This is a genomic window from Brevibacillus sedimenti (assembly GCF_020923495.1).
GTDB lineage: Bacteria > Bacillota > Bacilli > Brevibacillales > Brevibacillaceae > Brevibacillus > Brevibacillus aydinogluensis.
This window is the reverse complement of sequence record NZ_CP064048.1, coordinates 587556-603722: the sequence shown is the minus strand read 5'-3', so window position 1 is coordinate 603722 and position 16167 is coordinate 587556. Positions and strand designations below refer to the sequence as shown.

12 protein-coding genes and 1 pseudogene are annotated in these 16167 nt (G+C 58.2%); all 13 read left to right on the top strand.

The window, feature by feature from the left end:
* The first annotated feature begins 24 nt into the window (after positions 1-24).
* The 13 genes and pseudogenes from IRT44_RS02925 to IRT44_RS02865 all read left to right on the top strand — a co-directional run bounded on the left by IRT44_RS02925 (position 25) and on the right by IRT44_RS02865 (position 16083).
* On the top strand, positions 25-642 hold the full coding sequence (locus IRT44_RS02925; protein WP_171566263.1) for a SurA N-terminal domain-containing protein: 618 nt from the start codon (positions 25-27) through the stop codon (positions 640-642).
* A gap of 158 nt (positions 643-800) precedes the next feature.
* Positions 801-2258 carry an MDR family MFS transporter gene (locus IRT44_RS02920; RefSeq protein ID WP_171566262.1) on the top strand — a complete coding sequence of 486 codons (1458 nt, stop codon included), beginning with the start codon at positions 801-803 and terminating at the stop codon, positions 2256-2258.
* 160 nt (positions 2259-2418) lie between these two features.
* Positions 2419-2769 carry a hypothetical protein gene (locus tag IRT44_RS02915; protein ID WP_171566261.1) on the top strand — a complete coding sequence of 117 codons (351 nt, stop codon included), beginning with the start codon at positions 2419-2421 and terminating at the stop codon, positions 2767-2769.
* A 413-nt stretch (positions 2770-3182) separates the two neighbouring features.
* A complete protein-coding gene (coxB, locus tag IRT44_RS02910; RefSeq protein ID WP_171566260.1) occupies positions 3183-4226 on the top strand; it encodes a cytochrome c oxidase subunit II in 1044 nt (347 codons plus the stop codon).
* Positions 4227-4268: 42 nt separating this feature from the next.
* On the top strand, positions 4269-6113 hold the full coding sequence (gene ctaD / locus IRT44_RS02905) for a cytochrome c oxidase subunit I (RefSeq protein WP_171566259.1): 1845 nt from the start codon (positions 4269-4271) through the stop codon (positions 6111-6113).
* Positions 6113-6739, top strand: a complete 627-nt coding sequence (locus tag IRT44_RS02900; RefSeq protein WP_171566258.1) for a cytochrome c oxidase subunit 3 — start codon at positions 6113-6115, stop codon at positions 6737-6739. Before ctaD ends, IRT44_RS02900 begins: the two co-directional genes overlap by 1 nt.
* 3 nt (positions 6740-6742) lie before the next feature.
* Positions 6743-7060, top strand: coding sequence for a cytochrome C oxidase subunit IV family protein (locus IRT44_RS02895; protein ID WP_171566257.1), 318 nt, complete (start codon positions 6743-6745; stop codon positions 7058-7060).
* Positions 7061-7356: 296 nt separating this feature from the next.
* A complete protein-coding gene (locus IRT44_RS02890; protein ID WP_230077417.1) occupies positions 7357-8259 on the top strand; it encodes a cytochrome c oxidase assembly protein in 903 nt (300 codons plus the stop codon).
* A 32-nt stretch (positions 8260-8291) separates the two neighbouring features.
* On the top strand, positions 8292-8750 hold the full coding sequence (locus tag IRT44_RS02885; RefSeq protein WP_171566255.1) for a DUF420 domain-containing protein: 459 nt from the start codon (positions 8292-8294) through the stop codon (positions 8748-8750).
* 263 nt (positions 8751-9013) lie between these two features.
* Complete coding sequence (gene cyoE, locus IRT44_RS02880; RefSeq protein WP_171566254.1) at positions 9014-9949, top strand: heme o synthase; 936 nt, start codon at positions 9014-9016, stop codon at positions 9947-9949.
* Between the two features lie 105 nt (positions 9950-10054).
* Entirely contained in the window at positions 10055-10969 is a 915-nt protein-coding gene (locus IRT44_RS02875; protein WP_171566253.1) for a COX15/CtaA family protein, read from the top strand.
* 220 nt (positions 10970-11189) lie between these two features.
* Positions 11190-12436 (top strand): annotated as a pseudogene (locus IRT44_RS02870) (exonuclease SbcCD subunit D).
* Positions 12433-16083: an AAA family ATPase gene (locus IRT44_RS02865; protein ID WP_230077416.1), complete on the top strand. Its 3651-nt coding sequence runs from the start codon at positions 12433-12435 to the stop codon at positions 16081-16083. The pseudogene IRT44_RS02870 and the gene IRT44_RS02865 overlap by 4 nt, the downstream one beginning before the upstream one ends.
* Positions 16084-16167 lie beyond the last annotated feature (84 nt).

Here is a 16167-nt window from a genome sequence, read left to right as displayed (position 1 = left end):
AAGGAAGAAAGAGAGGACGACCTGATGAAAAAGTTTGATGTATCCATCCTGGCTGCCGCCGTACTGCTGCTGGCGCTGGCAGTGGTGGGTCTTTCGCAGGGAGAGTCGGAAGATCCGGCTGTCGCCAAGGTGGGAGACGTGACGATCACCGAGTCGCAATTCAGCGACGCGTTGAGACACAAGTACGGAGTACGGGTCATGGACCAATTGATTGCGGATGCGCTGATCACCCAGGAAGCGAAGCAGCAGGGCATCACGATTGACGAAGCGGAACTGAACAAACAGGTGGAGGCGCTGAAGGAGTCGCTTGGTTCGGAGGAAGCATTCCGCCAATCGTTGGAAAAGAAAGGGTACAACGAGCAGACGTTCCGGGAAGCGCTGAAAATCGTAATGCTGAAAGACAAGCTGTTTGACAAGGCGTATCCGGTGACGGAAGAGCACATCAAGGAATACTACGAAAAGAACAAGGAAAAACTGGGCAATCCCGTGCCCGCTCTGGAACAGGTGCGGGAGAAAATCAAGGATAAACTGGCGGGCCAGTTCCGTGCCAAATACGAAGACGAGTGGATAAACGGATTGGAGAAAAAGTACGGCCCGACCCTGTTCGACCCCGTATTGGCGAAGCAGAAAGCGAGCCAATAGGAACAGCGTGGGCGCGCGTGCATGGCGACCTGGGCCTCGAGATTACTGGCGGCACAGGTCGTTCGTTTTGTGTCATCGCATAGCCTAAGGCTGTCCCGCGGGCAGGTTCATGACCGGCGGGAAAAAACGCCGGCAACAGCAAGAGTGGAGGAGCTATGATGAAACGCGTGACAAACAAGCGCAATGTGACCATTGCCGTGATGATCGCCACCTTTTTGGCCGCGATCGAAGGGACGATTGTCAGCACGGCGATGCCCACTATCGTCAGCGATCTGGGAGGACTTCATCTGATCAGTTGGGTGGTGTCCATTTACCTGCTGACGTCGGCGGTCACCACCCCGATTTACGGAAAACTGGCCGACTTGTACGGACGGAAGATTGTGTTCAGCATCGGGGCCAGCCTGTTTCTGATCGGTTCGGTGCTGTCGGGGCTGTCCCAGACGATGGAACAGCTCATCTTGTTCCGCGCCTTCCAAGGGATGGGCGCTGGCGCCATTATCACCATTACCTATACGATTATCGGGGACATCTATCCGTTTGAAGAGCGGGGAAAAGTGCAGGGGTGGATGAGCGGGATCTGGGGCATCTCCGGCATCCTGGGGCCGCTGACCGGGGGCCTGTTGGTAGACTACGTCTCCTGGCACTGGATCTTTTACATGAATCTGCCGTTCGGGCTTGTGTCCATCGCGCTGATCGGGATGTATTTGCACGAGCAGATCGAAAAGAAACGGAAGCATGTCGATTATGCAGGAGTGGCGACGTTTACCTTCAGCATGACCGCGCTGCTGTACGCGCTGTTGAGCGGCGGGACGGATCACCCCTGGGATTCGCCGCTGATCATCGGACTGCTGGTCGCAGCTGCATGCGGCCTTGCACTGTTTTTCTACATCGAGAAAAAGTCGCCTGAACCGATGCTGCCGCTGCAGTTGTTCTCCATCCGTGCCATCAGCGTTGCCAATCTGGCGGGCTTTTTGCTGTCGGCTGTCTTGGTAGCCGTCTCCTTTTATCTGCCGATGTGGATTCAAGGGGTTTACGGTCAGGGCGCGACCGGCTCCGGCCTGACGCTGATTCCGATGTCGATCGGCTGGCCGCTGGGAGCGGCGTGGAGCGGCCGGCTGCTGGCCCGCATCGGGATTCGCACCACCTCGCTGATCGGGGTAATCGCCCTGATTGGAGCGACGCTCTGGCTGGCGTTCATTTCGCCAGAAACGCCGCACGTGGTGCTGTTTGTGATCACCTTTATCGTCGGGTTCGGGTTCGGCTTTGCCTTTACCTCGTTTACCGGCGCTGTCCTGTCCGTCGGTTGGAACCTGCGCGGAGCCGCGATGGCGACCAACACCTTGATCCGGACGCTGGGGCAGACGATCGGCATTGCCCTGTTCGGTCTGATGCTCAACCAGTCGGTACGAGGCATCCAGGGGACGGAGGGGATCGACGTCAACAAAATCCTCAACCCGGAGACGGCCCGACACTTGCCGGCAGACGTGCTGCAGGCGGCGCGGGAAGCGCTGGCCGGCGGGCTGCATCAGATCTTTGTCGTACTGGCGTTGTTGGCAGTCGTCGGTCTGGTGGTGACGCTGGCGTATCCGCGGCAGGAGCGGCAGGAAGCGGCGTAACAGAAGGCTTTCACAGGCGAAAAGCAGTGCCGATTGGGCGGCGACCGTTACCCCTGCGGGTGGTTTGCGCTGCAGGGCAGAGCGGCGGCTTTTCGGCGGGTTAATCGGCAGCAGCGGCGGACATACTGATGGTAGTCCAACAGAAGGAGGAAGGATGCTGGTGGCCGGTTTGCTCCTAAAGCTGTTTGTCTCCCCGGCAGTGGTCGTTCTCGCCGACGCCCTGTTCCCGGAATTGAATTACGCCTCCCTCTATCAGTCGATCGGTGTGGGATTGGTTTTTGCCATTGCCGGACATGTGCTGGAATTGTTTCTGCTGAGGCCCGGCACCTTGTGGCTGAGCACGGCGGTCGATTTTATCGCCGCCTTCCTCATCGTCAACCTGAGCGCCTTTGTCCTGCCCGGGGCACGGATCGCCCCCATTGGCGCCGGTTTTGCCGCCATCCTGCTCGGCGTGGCTGAATACCTGCAGCACCTCTGGCTGATCAGGAGCGGACGAGCGGAAAAGGCGTGACGAGCGAAGCCCTTCGGAAAAGACAAGATGTCTTTCCGAAGGGCTTTTTTGCCGATGGACGCAAAAACTTCTTGGAGGACACGCTACATCCCCTGCTTGTCAACCCATTAAAAAATAGTTTCACAAAATTGTTCATAAATTTGTTAACAGATTTATTACAAATGGCATGGGAGCTTGCAAGAAATTTTTGTATACTAAAGAGGTTACCAGTATAGGTAGGTGTAGGGAATGGCCCTGGCTCTATTTGTTTGTCGCGCTCCGGTTGCTAATACTTTTCAGCATTGGGTATTATAGTGAGGGATAGCAGCAGGCGGAGTGATGGTTGACAGACAAAGGAGTACGAATAAACATTCGGCTGCACGGCAGTTGTGGGCGGAATGTTACCAACACGAAGGAAAGAGGGGTTCAATGGTATGAAGAGTTGGCAACAGTTTTGGCGTCAGCTTTTCCTGTTTGGGTTGTTGGCGCTGACACTTACCGGTTGCGGCATCCAAGAGCTCTCCGCGCTCAAGCCGCAGGGGCCGGTTGCAGCAATGCAGTTCGATCTGATGAAGTTGTCCTTCTTCATCATGACCGGCGTCTTTATCGTTGTTATGCTGATCTTGACTTATGTCCTTATTCGTTATCGCAAGCGCCCAGGACAAGAGGGCATTCCAAAACAGGTGGAGGGCAGTCACACGCTGGAGATCATCTGGACGGCCATTCCGTTCCTGCTTCTGATCATCATGGCTATCCCGACAGTCACCACCGGTTTCGCCCTTTCCAAAGAATACGACAATAAGGAAGCGCTTCAAGTTAACGTAACCGCTCACCAGTTCTGGTGGGAGTTCGAGTATCCGGATCTCGGCGTAGCTACCGCGCAGGATCTGGTGCTGCCGGTGGGCAAAAAGATTCAATTCACCCTGAACACCGCCGACGTGATCCACGCGTTCTGGATTCCGGCGCTGGGCGGTAAAATGGACACCAACCCTGGTATGGAAAACAAAATGTGGCTGCAGGCCGACAGAACCGGAACCTTCTACGGCAAATGCGCCGAGCTGTGCGGGACGTCCCATGCTCTGATGGATTTCAAAGTGGACGTAGTGGAACAGGCCGAATTCGACGAGTGGGTACAGAGAATGAAAGCAGCGCAGACTGCCGAACCGCAGAATGCTACCGCCCGTGCCGCAGAAGGCCAAGCTATTTTCGAAAAGAGCTGTTTGGGCTGCCACGCTGTAGGCGGCAAAGGCGGAAAACTGGGGCCGAACCTTACCAACTTTGCCGACCGCATGCGCGTGGCGGGCATTAAACCGAACGAACCGCAATACCTCGCAGAGTGGCTGAAAGACCCGCAAGGCATGAAGCCGGGCAACACCATGCCAAACCTCAACCTGGATGATAATCAGGTGAATGCGCTGGTTGATTACCTGTACACGCTCAGCGTGAAGGACGAGGCACAGAACAGTAACAAACAGTAAGTGACCGTCATGAGGCAGTGACGCAAAAAAGGAGGTAAAACCGTGTCTGCACATGCTTCTCATGCACCCAAGCGGTCAGGGCTGTGGGATTGGCTCACGACAGTGGACCACAAGAAAATCGCGATCCTGTACCTGATTGCCGGCGGGATTTTCTTCCTGGCCGGCGGGATTGAGGCCCTGCTGATTCGTTTGCAATTGATGTATCCGGAGCTTAACGTCGTCGGTGCCAAGACGTTTAACGAACTGATTACCATGCACGGCACCACGATGATCTTCCTGGCGGTCATGCCAGTGATTTTCGCCCTGATGAATGCGGTTGTACCGCTGCAAATCGGTGCGCGTGACGTTGCGTTTCCGTTTGTCAACGCACTCGGTTTCTGGCTCTTTTTCTTCGGTGGCGTGCTTCTCAACACCAGTTGGTTTTTGGGCGGTGCGCCTGACGCGGGCTGGACGTCTTACACGACACTGGCCCTCAATGAATACAGCGGACGCGGGATCGACTTTTACGTGCTCGGTCTGCAAATCGCCGGTCTTGGTACCCTGATCGGTGGTATCAACTTCCTGGTGACGATCATCAACATGCGCGCGCCGGGTATGACCTTCATGCGCATGCCGCTGTTTACCTGGGCGTCCTTCGTGACCTCCGGTTTGATTCTGTTCGCATTCCCGGCGATCACCGTCGGTCTGGTACTGTTGATGTTTGACCGCTTGTTTGGGGGTAACTTCTTCAACACGGATGCCGGCGGTAACGTTCTGATCTGGCAGCATCTGTTCTGGATTTTCGGTCACCCCGAAGTGTACATCCTGATTCTGCCTGCGTTTGGTATCATTTCTGAGGTCGTAAGTACCTTCTCGAGAAAGCGTCTGTTTGGTTACAGCTCCATGGTATTCGCGACCGCGCTGATCGGTTTCCTCGGCTTCATGGTGTGGGCGCACCACATGTTCACTGTCGGTATGGGGCCGATTGCCAACATTCTGTTTGGTCTGGCGACGATGTTGATTGCGGTGCCGACCGGTATCAAAATCTTCAACTGGCTGTTCACCATGTGGGGCGGTCAAATCCGTTTCACCGCGGCAAACCTGTTCGCCGTCGGATTCATTCCGACCTTTACCATTGGCGGTATGACTGGTGTAATGCTGGCGAATCCGCCTGCTGACTACCAATACCACGACAGCTATTTCGTCGTCGCACACTTCCACTACGTAATCGTAGGGGGTCTCGTATTTGGTTTGTTTGCCGGACTCTACTACTGGTGGCCGAAAATGTTCGGCAAAATGCTGAACGAAACGCTTGGGAAATGGAACTTCTGGACATTCTTTGTCGGGTTCCACCTGACCTTCTTCCCGCAGCACTTCCTGGGTCTGATGGGGATGCCGCGCCGCGTCTACACCTTCCTGGCCGGTCAAGGTCTGGAATTGGGTAACTTTATCAGTACGATCGGCGTATTTGGCATGAGCATCGGTACGATTCTGTTCCTGGTGAACGTCGCCGTTACCGCGAAAAGCGGCAAACGCGCTCCGGCCGACCCGTGGGATGGCCGCACGCTGGAATGGTCGATTCCGTCTCCGCCGCCGGAGTACAACTTTGCGCAAACGCCGCTGGTACGCGGTCTGGACGCACTGTGGGTAGAAAAAATGGCGGGCAACAAAGGCATGACTCCGGCCGAACCGCTGGGCTCCATCCACATGCCATCCGGTTCCTTCCTGCCGTTCGTCATGTCTGTGGGACTGTTTATCGCCGGTTTCGGGTTCATGTATCACAACTACGTGGTCGTCGTCATCGGCTTGGCAATCACCTTTGCGTGCATGCTGCTGCGTTCGATCAATGACGACCCGGGCTATCACATTGAACCGGATGAGATCGAAGAGAAGGGGGTTAAGGCGTAATGGCTACACATCACGTACATGCGGTTCTGCCTGACGAACCGGAAAAAGCCACCCTGGAAGGGAAGAACAAGATCCTTGGCTTCTGGCTCTTCCTCGGCGGGGAAACCATTCTCTTCGGTTCCCTGTTCGCGACATTCATCGCTCTGCGCGATCAGAACAACGGCGGCCCTACGTCGCAAGAGCTCTTCGACATGCCGCTCGTGGCGCTTGCCACCCTGCTGCTCTTGACCAGTTCGCTCACCAGCGTGTTCGCGGTGCTGGCAATGCACAAGAAGAACCTGAAACAGCTGCAGGCCTGGCTGACCGTGACGGTCCTGCTTGGCCTTGGCTTCCTCGGTCTGGAGATTTACGAGTTTATGCACTACTACCATGAAGGACACAAGATTTCCTCCAGCGCGTTTGGTTCGGCGTTCTACACGCTGGTCGGCTTCCACGGGGGCCACGTGCTGTTCGGGATTCTCTGGATTGTCACCTTGCAGTTGGCGGCTGTGAAAAAAGGCCTGACAGTGGTGACCGCTCCGAAGTTTTACGTCGCCAGCCTGTACTGGCACTTCATCGACGTCGTGTGGGTGTTCATTTTTACCGTGGTCTATCTCATGGGTATGATCGGTGGAAAGGTGGGATAATCGATGGGAGCACATACGCACAATGAAGAAGTACGCAAACCCAAAGTGAAAAAGGAAAGCGCGAAGAACCACATTGTCGCCTTTATCGCTTCCCTCGTGCTCACCGCCCTCGCTTTCATCGCTGTCGCGTATGAGGTAGTGCCGAGCGGCTTTACCGTACCCTTTATCATCGGTCTGGCGTTTGTTCAGGCACTGTTCCAGCTGTTCTTCTGGATGCACATGGACCAAAAGGGACACGAGTTTGCGCGCATCTCGATTTTTGCCGGTGTGTTCTTCGTGCTGGCATTCGTGATCGTATTCGTGTTGTGGGTATGGGTGTAACAAATTGATACAGAAGAAAGGGCAGACGAAAAAGTCTGCCCTTTTAGCATGTAGACAAAGTCCGTGGCGCATGGGTGATCGGGCCCGCTCGCTCTCTTGACGCCCAGCAAAGAAGTGGATGATGTCCGCTCCAAAACGCGACGCGGGCAGGGGCGTGGCCGACAGTGGACGTGCTGCCAACAGCCGAATATTTGTGCGAGTTTGTTCATTTTTACAAGACCAAGAAAGCGCAAATTCGCGGTATAATGAAGTTTAAATGGAGGGCACCCTTTCTAGTAAGAAAGGAGTAGGGATACATGCATAACCACCATCAGCATCACAACGCGGCCGATACGGGGATCGGCTCGTTTTCCGATCTGTGGAATCCGGAAGTCCTGCTGATCACCCTGCTTTTGGTCATCCTGTACTTTTTGGTGACCGGACCGCTGCGCAGCCGCTTTGATGGCGCAGAGCCAGTGACCGGGAAGAAAAAGACCGTCTTTGTCCTGGCGATGGTGATCTTATACGCGGCAGCAGGCAGTCCGATCAACTACCTGGGGCACCATTACCTGTTCAGCATGCACATGCTGCAGATGGCGCTGTTGTTCATTGCGCTGCCGCCAATGATCATGCTGGGCATTCCGGGCTGGCTGTGGGCTGTCATGTTCCGCAACCGGGGGATGCAGGCCATCCTTCGTTTTTGCACCCGACCGGTGGTAGCAGCACTTCTGTTCAACAGCCTGCTTTCCTTTTATCACTTTCCGGAGGTTCTGGACTATGCGGCCCAGAACCACAACTGGATGAACGCCATTCACGCGGTGATCTTTCTTGCTGCCTTCTGCATGTGGTGGCCGATCGTGAACCCGCTTCCCGTGCAGGAGAAGCCGTTGGAAGGACTGCGGAAAGTGGCGTATCTGTTCCTCAATGGCGTCCTGATTACGCCGTCTTGTGCCCTGATCATTTTCGCGAGTGAACCGCTGTATCAAAGCTACATGAATGCGCCGCTGCTGTTTCCGAGCCATACCGCCTTTGCGGATCAGCGCCTGGGCGGCATCATCATGAAGCTGGTGCAGGAAGGAGTATACAGCTCAGTGCTGGCATACATCTTCTTCCAATGGTACAAGCAGGAGAAACAAAACGATTTGCCAATGGATCAGCAGGCGCCCATACCGCAATTGGGCGATCTGGCTGCGTCCGGCGCAGATCAGGGAAACGCATAACAGACATTAGCGGACAATTTGAGGTGTAAGTCATGTCGATCATTCTCCCGACCATCAGTACGTCTTTTATTGCCATCAGCGGCATTCTTGTCGCGTTCGGCTGGTACTACATCAGCCGCCGCCGGACGGAAACGCACATCAAGCTGATGACATGGGCGGCCATTTTCGCCACCCTTTTCTTTATCACTTACGTGTCCCGCACTGCCTTCGTGGGCAATACGCAATTTGGCGGTCCGGACAACATTCGCATCTTTTATCAAATTTTTCTGCTCTTCCACATTGTGTTGGCCACGGTGGGGGGCGTGATGGGACTGGTTACTCTTTACTACGGGTACAAAAAGCAGTACGCGAAGCACAAAAAAATCGGCCCCTGGACTTCGATAGTCTGGTTTGGCTCAGCGATCACGGGCGTAACCGTATACACCTTGCTGTACCTGATATATCCGGGCGGTGAAACAGCCGGGGTGCTGGACGTCATCTTCGGCAAATAAGCGCCTGTTGAAATTTTGTCAAGAATATCGGCGTTTTGGATTTGCTTATTCTGATACAATGACGGTAATCGCAGCGCAACCACAGTTGCGGGCGCACTCTCGCACCCCGCAGGTTGACTTGTCAGGACTTGTTTCGTTACAATGTAAGCTGATTTATTCGCCGAAACGAATATGTGTGAGAGATTCGGGCCGCCGCTTCCTCGTCAGAAGCGGTATGCCCATGTAAAGGGATGTTTGCACAAATGAGACAGGAGGTACGAAACGTGGACCAGCAAGTGACGATGCAGGAATCGCTCAATACCGATTCCGCCATGCCGCCCCAACCGGTGCAGCAGGCTACTTGGCGCGATTACGTGCAGCTCACCAAACCGGGCATCACCATGTCGAACCTGATGGCTACATTTACCGGTCTATGGCTGGCTTCCCACGGTTTTCCCGATTGGAAACTGGCACTGTTCACCATGCTCGGCACCGCCTTGGTGATCATGTCTGGTGCGGCACTGAACAACTACTACGACCGTGAGCTAGATCAAAAGATGAAACGCACCAAGGACCGCGGACTGGCGGCCGGGCGCATTCACCCCCGTCATGCGCTGCTGATCGGTATTGTGTTCCTGCTTGTTGGTCTGGTCGTGCTGGCTGTCTTTGCCAACCCGTTGGCAGCGGTGTGGGGCTTGATCGGTCATATTTTCTACGTGTTGATCTACACACCGCTCAAGCGCGTCACCACTCTGAACACCGTTATCGGCGGCGTTTCCGGTGCGGCTCCCCCGGTTATCGGCTGGGTGGCGGTCACCAACAACATGGACCCGAGCGCGTGGTTGCTGTTTTTGATTCTGTTCCTGTGGCAGCCGCCCCATTTCCTGGCGTTGGCCATGCTGAAAACGGAAGATTACCGAGCAGGCGGCATTCCGATGCTGCCAGTGGTCAAAGGGTTTGCCGAGACAAAACGGCAGATGTTCCTGTGGGGCTCCGTGCTGCTGCCGGCCTCGCTGCTGCTGTTCGTGTACGGCAACGTTGGCTACCTCTATCTGGCAGTCATGGCAGTCATGGGTGTGCTGTACATCGTATTTCTGTATCAGGGCTTCCATACCAAGGATGACTTGGCGTGGGCGCGCAAGCTGTTCGGATTTTCCATTCTGTACCTGACCGTATTCTGCGCGGCCGTCGTCGTCAGCACGATGATCGCGAACTTTTGACACTTAACGCTCACAAATGGCAACGGAACATCCCTTGCATGGCGGGGGATGTTTTACTATTGTAAAGAGGGACAACAATAATTTATTCGAGCTAGGTGTTCACAGATGGAAAAATGGCTGAAAACGCTGGCTGTCGTTGCCACGCTCGTCATGTTGGGCGTGATGATTGGCGGCTCGCTGGTAACAAAGACCGAATCGGGTTTGGGATGCGGGAACGACTGGCCGCTCTGCAACGGCAAATGGGTCCCGGAATACACGTTGGAATCGTTGATTGAATACATGCACCGGTTTGTCACAGGGATTGCCGGCATCGTGGTCGGGGTGTTTTCCGTGATGGCATGGCGTCACTACCGGGGCAACCGGGAAGTGCGCAACCTGGCCATTTTTGGCGTGTTCTTTATCGTCCTGGAGTCCATATTGGGCGCATCCGCGGTGATCTGGCCGCAGTCGTCCGGGGTGCTCGCGCTGCATTTTGGATTCTCCCTGCTGGCCTTCACCGGTGTCTTTTTGTTAAGCCTGTTTGTGCTGCAGCGGGACAAGCGGGAAAAATGGGTGCAGATGCCCGTCTCCAAGGGATTTCGCAATTACATCTGGGGTGTGACCGCGTACGCCTATGGCGTCGTTTATCTGGGCGCCTATGTTCGCCATACGGGTTCCAGCATGGGATGCAGTGACTGGCCTCTCTGCCAGGGCAGGCTGATTCCCGACTTGGTGGGTCAGACCGGCATTCACTTCGCACACCGGGCGGCTGCTGCCGTGCTGTTCCTGCTGGTCCTGGGCGCCATGATCTACGCCGTTCGCCATTTCAAGGAGAAGCGGCACGACCTGTACGTGGCGAGCATCCTGGCCTTCGTGCTGACGGCGCTGCAGATCCTGAGCGGCGGGTTGGTCGTGCTGTTCCAACTGCATTTGTACGCGACCTTGTTCCACTCGCTGGTCATTACCTGTCTGTTTGGCGTCATCAGTTACATGTGCGTGCAGTCGCTCAAACAGCCGCACAAGTCCACTGTTCGTCACTGACAAGTGAAAACGAGCGAAGCCGCCATTCGGCCGTATGCCGAGTGTGCGGCTTTTTGCTTGTGAGGCGATGATTTCCGCTCTGGTCGGAAAAATCCCTCCTTACCGCAGGAACCGGCGGACGGAGATGCCTGGCAAACAGTCACAGCAGCTTTTTCTTGCCGCGTCCTGCTTTGCTTTTGTTACAATAAAAGCAAACACATGATCGGGAAAGGGTGAAAGCATGCGCATTTTACATACGGCCGACTGGCATTTTGGGCGGCAGTTGGAAGGACGCGACCGACGCGCGGAGCAGGCTGCGTTTGTGGACGAGCTGTGCCGGATCGCGGACGAGCGGGAAGTCCACCTGGTGCTGGTCGCCGGAGACGTGTACGATTCGGTCAATCCGCCGGCCTGGGCGGAAGAGCTGTTTTACGAAGCGCTGGAGCGGTTGTCCGCGGGGGAAGGCGCGGCGTGATCGTCATTGCCGGGAACCATGACCAGCCGGAGCGTGTACGCGCGGCCGCACCGCTCGCCTCCAAGCACGGGATCGTCCTGCTCGGCCTGCCCAAGGAAGCGCCGCTTTTGTCCGGGCCGGAGGCATCGCCACAGCGCGTGCGCGTCGTGGACGGAGGGCCGTCGTGGCTGGAGCTGGCTGTGCCGGATGTCGACCATCACGCGGTCGTGTTGGCTTTGCCGTATCCGTCGGAATCGCGGCTGAAAGAGCTGGTGAGCGAGACGTTCACGCCGGAGCAGATGCAGCTCGCCTTTTCCGAGCGGATTCAGACGCTGTTTGCCGAGTTGGCCGGCCGGTTTCGCGAGGATACCGTCAATCTGGTGATGAGCCATCTCTTTGTCATGGGCGGCAAGGAAACCGAATCGGAGCGGCCGATTCAGATCGGCGGGGCGCTGACCGTTTCACCGGATGCCTTCCCGCCGCAGGCCCATTACGTGGCGCTTGGCCACCTGCACCGCCTGCAAAAACTGGGGGAGCGCCCCCTGATCCGCTACAGCGGTTCGCCGCTGGCGTACAGTTTTTCCGAAGCCGGCCAAAGCAAGGCTGTCGTACTGGTGGAGATCGTTCCAGGCGGAGAAGTGCGGGAAGAGATCGTCTACCTGCAAAGCGGCAAGCCGCTCGCCCGCTGGAAGGCGACGGAGGGCATCGCCCAGGTGGAACGCTGGCTGGAAGAAGGACGAGACGCGGGCGCATGGATCGATCTGGAACTGCACGTGTCAGAAGTGATCGATCCCGCCGAATTTCAGCGGCTGCGCAAACTGAGCGACGATTTTGTCAGCATTCGGCGCGTGGTGGTGCAGAGCGAGCGGGAACAAGCGCAGGAAGAAACGCGGACCGAGCTGGCGGAATTGCAGCCTGACCAGCTTTTTCGCCGCTTTTTCGAGCGCAGGCGGGGCGCGCAGCCTGACGAGCGGCTGGTCGAACTCTTTCTCCGCCTGCTGACGGAAGAATCCAGGGAGGAGGAGACGGGATGAAGCCGATACGCTTGAAGCTGGCCGGCCTGCACAGCTATCGGGAGATGCAGGAAGTGGATTTTGAGACGCTCTGCGAGGCCGGATTGTTCGGGATCTTCGGCCCGACCGGGAGCGGCAAATCGACGATTCTCGATGCCATCACGCTGGCCCTGTACGGACAGGTCGTCCGGCAGGGAGGGGGCAGCCATCCCAAGGATGTGCTGAACCAACTGGAGCAGCGGGTGTTCGTCTCGTTTACCTTTGAACTGGGCAAAGCGGGCGAACGGCGGCGGTACACGATCGAGCGGGAATTTGGCCTGGACAAGAAGGGCAAACGTCGTCCCCCGGAGGTGCGGCTTATCCAATGCGGTCAAACGCCGGACGAACAGGACGTGGTGCTGGAGTCCAGAGCGAAGGAGGCCACAGCGGCCGTCGAGGAATTGATCGGCCTGACGCTGCAGGACTTTACCCGCGCCGTGGTGCTGCCGCAGGGGCAGTTTTCCCGCTTTTTGACGTTGAAGGGCAGCGAGCGAAACGAGATGCTGCAGCGGATGTTTCATTTACATATCTACGGAGAAAAGCTGAATGAACGTGTGCGCGCCGCGCTGGAGAAGACGCGGGCAAGGCTGCACGAGCTGCAGTTGGAGGCGGCGTCCTTGGGCGATGCCGGCCCGACAGCGCTGCAAGCGGCCCGGGAAGCGCTGGAGGAAGCGGCCCGACAGGAGCAGGTCTACGCGGAACAAAAGCAGGAGCTGGCTGAGAAAATAAAGGAAATGGAACAGCTCTACCAGTGGCAGCAGGAGCTTGAGCGCGTGCGGCAACGGCTGGACACGCTGATGGCCCGGCAGACGGAAGCGGATGAGTGGAAGGCCCGGATCGCCGAATGGGAGGCCAGCGTGCGCCTCTGGCCGCTGGTGCAGCAGTGGGAGCGGCTGGAGGCAGAGTGGACAGAAGCGGCGCAGAAGCTGGAGCAGAGCCGCCGCGAACAAGAAACTGCCCGGCAGGCACACGAAGCAGCCGAGAGCGAGTACCAGCGCTGCCAGAGCGCGCTCATGCAGGAAGAGCCGCTCTTGATCGAACAAAAAAGCAGGCTGATTCAGGCCGCGGAGTGGGAGACAGAGCTGGCGGCGCTGCGAGACGAGTTAACCGTTCTGGAGCGGGAGCAGCGGGCGGTAAGCGAGCAGTTGGCCGGGACAACACGACAGTTGGCCGAGGTGGAAGCGGCACTTGAAGACGGAGAACGCGAGTGGCAGCAGCTGACCGAACAGCTGGCTGCGGCTGTCGTGACGCCGGAGTGGCGCGATCGCTTGACGGCAGCGCGGGAGGCCAAACAGCACTGGGAACGGGAGATCAACGCGCGTCGCGAGCTGGAGGCCGAGCTTTCCAGCGTGGAACGGGAGCAGCAGGAGGCAGCTGCCGAGGCAGAGAGACTGCGCGCCAGCTGGGAAGCAAGCGCGGCTCGGCTGGCTGAGGTGCGCAAACAGCTGGACGTGCAACACGCACAGCCGCTGATGTCGGACGCGGAATGGGAGCATGCCCGCGATACGCTGGGGCAGATCAAGCAGCTGGGACGCCAATGGCGGGACCTGCTTCAGCAGCTGGCCGGCTGGCAGGAGAAGTGGCAGGCCGCTGTGCGGGAAGGCGAACAAGCTGAAGCCCGTTGTCGTAATCTGGAGGCGGCGTGGCAGAAGGAGGACGTGCGTCTCGCCCAACTGCAGACGGAGCGTGACCGGCTTCGCGAGGAATGGGAGCAGTGGCAGGAAGCAAACATGGCTCGCCTGCTCCGCGAGCGTTTGGCGGAGGGCGAACCCTGTCCGGTCTGCGGTTCGGCGCACCATCCCCGGGCGGTGTCCGGCAGTGCCGACAGCGCAAACGGCGAACAGGAGGGCCGTGAACTGCGCGAGCGGGCAAAAGCTGTGGAGGAGGCGCTCCGGGAAGCGGAGCGGCAGCTCAGGACCGCCTATGAAGCGCTGCAGGCGGCCAAGGCAGAGCACAGTGCCGTGAAACAGCGCCAGGACGTGCTGCGGGAAGAGCGGGAAGCGCTGGAACAGCGAATCACTGCCGTCCGGCAGGAGTGCGCAAGCTACGGCGACAAGTGGAAAGCGGGCAGCATCGAGGAACTGCTGGAAGCCTATCAGCGGGAAGACGCCGCGCTGCGGGAGCAGGCCGCTCGCCGGGAACAGCTTGCAGCCGAGCGGGAACGGCTGCAGCAGCAGGCGGATGCGCTGCGTGAACAGGAGGCGGAAGAGCGCCGCCGCTACGAACGGATCACCGTGCTGACGGAGCAGCTTCACCGCAAGCAGGCGGAGATGCGGGAGCGCATGCAAGCGGCCGATTTCCGGGTCGCCCAGGCAAGAGAAGCGCTCGATGCGAAGCGGGGCGACCTGCCGGTGGAGGAGATCGAGCGGCAGTTTGCGGAGATTGGCCGAAAAGACCGGGAAACGAACCGGCTGCAGCAGATTCGCTCCGAACAGGAAGCGCAGATGCAGCAACTGCGCAGCCGCCGGGAAGCGGCTGCATCGGCACGCGCGGAACTGCTGGCCCGGGAAGCTACCCTGCGTGAACGGCATGACGACCGAAACCGGCTGTGGGAGCAAAAACAGGCCCAGTGGCAGGAGCGAACCGGCGGCACGCCGGCCAGCGAGCGGCTCACTCTCATAGAGCGGTCCCTGTCGGCGCTGCGCGAGGCGCTCACGGCGGCGGAAGAGCGGCGCAGACAGACTGCAGAGGCGAGGGAGCGGGTGCAGAGCGATCTGGTCAAGCATTCGGAGATGTACGCCGTGCTTACCCGGCAGCGGGCAGAGGCTGCGGAAGAACTGCAGCGCGCGCTCATGGAGAGCGGCATCGGCACGGCCGAACGCGTCAGGGAACTGTACGGGGAAAAGGAACTGCTGCCCCAGTACCAGGAGCGGCTTGCCGCCTTTGAAAGCGAATGGGCCCGTCTCCGCTACGACGAAGAGCGGCTCGTGCAGGCGCTGGACGGCCGTACGGTCAGCAGCGAGGACTGGCAGGCGGCAAAGCAGGCCTGGGACGAGTGGGAACAGGCGTATCACACAGCCAAAGAACAGGTGGCGGTCGCCCGGCAGGCGTATGCCTCCATCGAGGAGAACCACGGCAAGTGGCAGGAACTGCAAAAGCTGCTGGAGGCGGAGACGGACGAGCTGAGCAGGCTGGAGGAATTGAAAAAGCTGTTGGAAGGAAAAGCGTTTGTCCAGTTTATCGCGGAAGAGAAGCTGGCCTCGATTGCCCGCGACGCCTCCCATCACCTGAAGCGGATGACCAAGAACCGCTACGCGCTGGAGATCGGCGACGAAGGCGAATTCGTGCTGCGCGACGAAGGAGCCGGAGGCCTGCGGCGTCCCGTCAGTACACTGTCGGGCGGGGAGACGTTCCTGACGTCGCTCGCGCTGGCGCTGGCGCTTTCGATGGAAATCCAGATGCGCGGCGGCCGCCTGGAGTTCTTTTTCCTGGACGAAGGGTTCGGGACGCTGGACCCCGAGCTGCTGGAAGTGGTGATGGACGCGCTGGAACGCCTGCGCATGGACGACTTTACCATCGGCGTGATCAGCCACGTGCCGGAGATTCGCGTGCGCGTGCCGCGCCGTTTGATCGTGACGCCGGCTGAACCGCTGGGTGAAGGCAGCAAAATCAGCATGGAAGTGGAATAAACGCGGCGGCACATGTAACGGTGCAGCCGTGGGAGCCAGGTGGGCAGGCATGTATGGCGCCCCTGGCTCGCTGCGAGGAATAGC

Excerpts from the sequence above, each read along its gene's own strand:
- IRT44_RS02925 (WP_171566263.1), top strand. The coding sequence starts at position 25 with ATGAAAAAGTTTGATGTATCCATCCTGGCTGCCGCCGTACTGCTGCTG.
- IRT44_RS02900 (WP_171566258.1), top strand. The coding sequence starts at position 6,113 with ATGGCTACACATCACGTACATGCGGTTCTGCCTGACGAACCGGAAAAA.
- IRT44_RS02920 (WP_171566262.1), top strand. The coding sequence starts at position 801 with ATGAAACGCGTGACAAACAAGCGCAATGTGACCATTGCCGTGATGATC.
- IRT44_RS02895 (WP_171566257.1), top strand. The coding sequence starts at position 6,743 with ATGGGAGCACATACGCACAATGAAGAAGTACGCAAACCCAAAGTGAAA.
- IRT44_RS02865 (WP_230077416.1), top strand. The coding sequence starts at position 12,433 with ATGAAGCCGATACGCTTGAAGCTGGCCGGCCTGCACAGCTATCGGGAG.
- IRT44_RS02875 (WP_171566253.1), top strand. The coding sequence starts at position 10,055 with ATGGAAAAATGGCTGAAAACGCTGGCTGTCGTTGCCACGCTCGTCATG.
- coxB (WP_171566260.1), top strand. The coding sequence starts at position 3,183 with ATGAAGAGTTGGCAACAGTTTTGGCGTCAGCTTTTCCTGTTTGGGTTG.
- IRT44_RS02890 (WP_230077417.1), top strand. The coding sequence starts at position 7,357 with ATGCATAACCACCATCAGCATCACAACGCGGCCGATACGGGGATCGGC.
- IRT44_RS02885 (WP_171566255.1), top strand. The coding sequence starts at position 8,292 with ATGTCGATCATTCTCCCGACCATCAGTACGTCTTTTATTGCCATCAGC.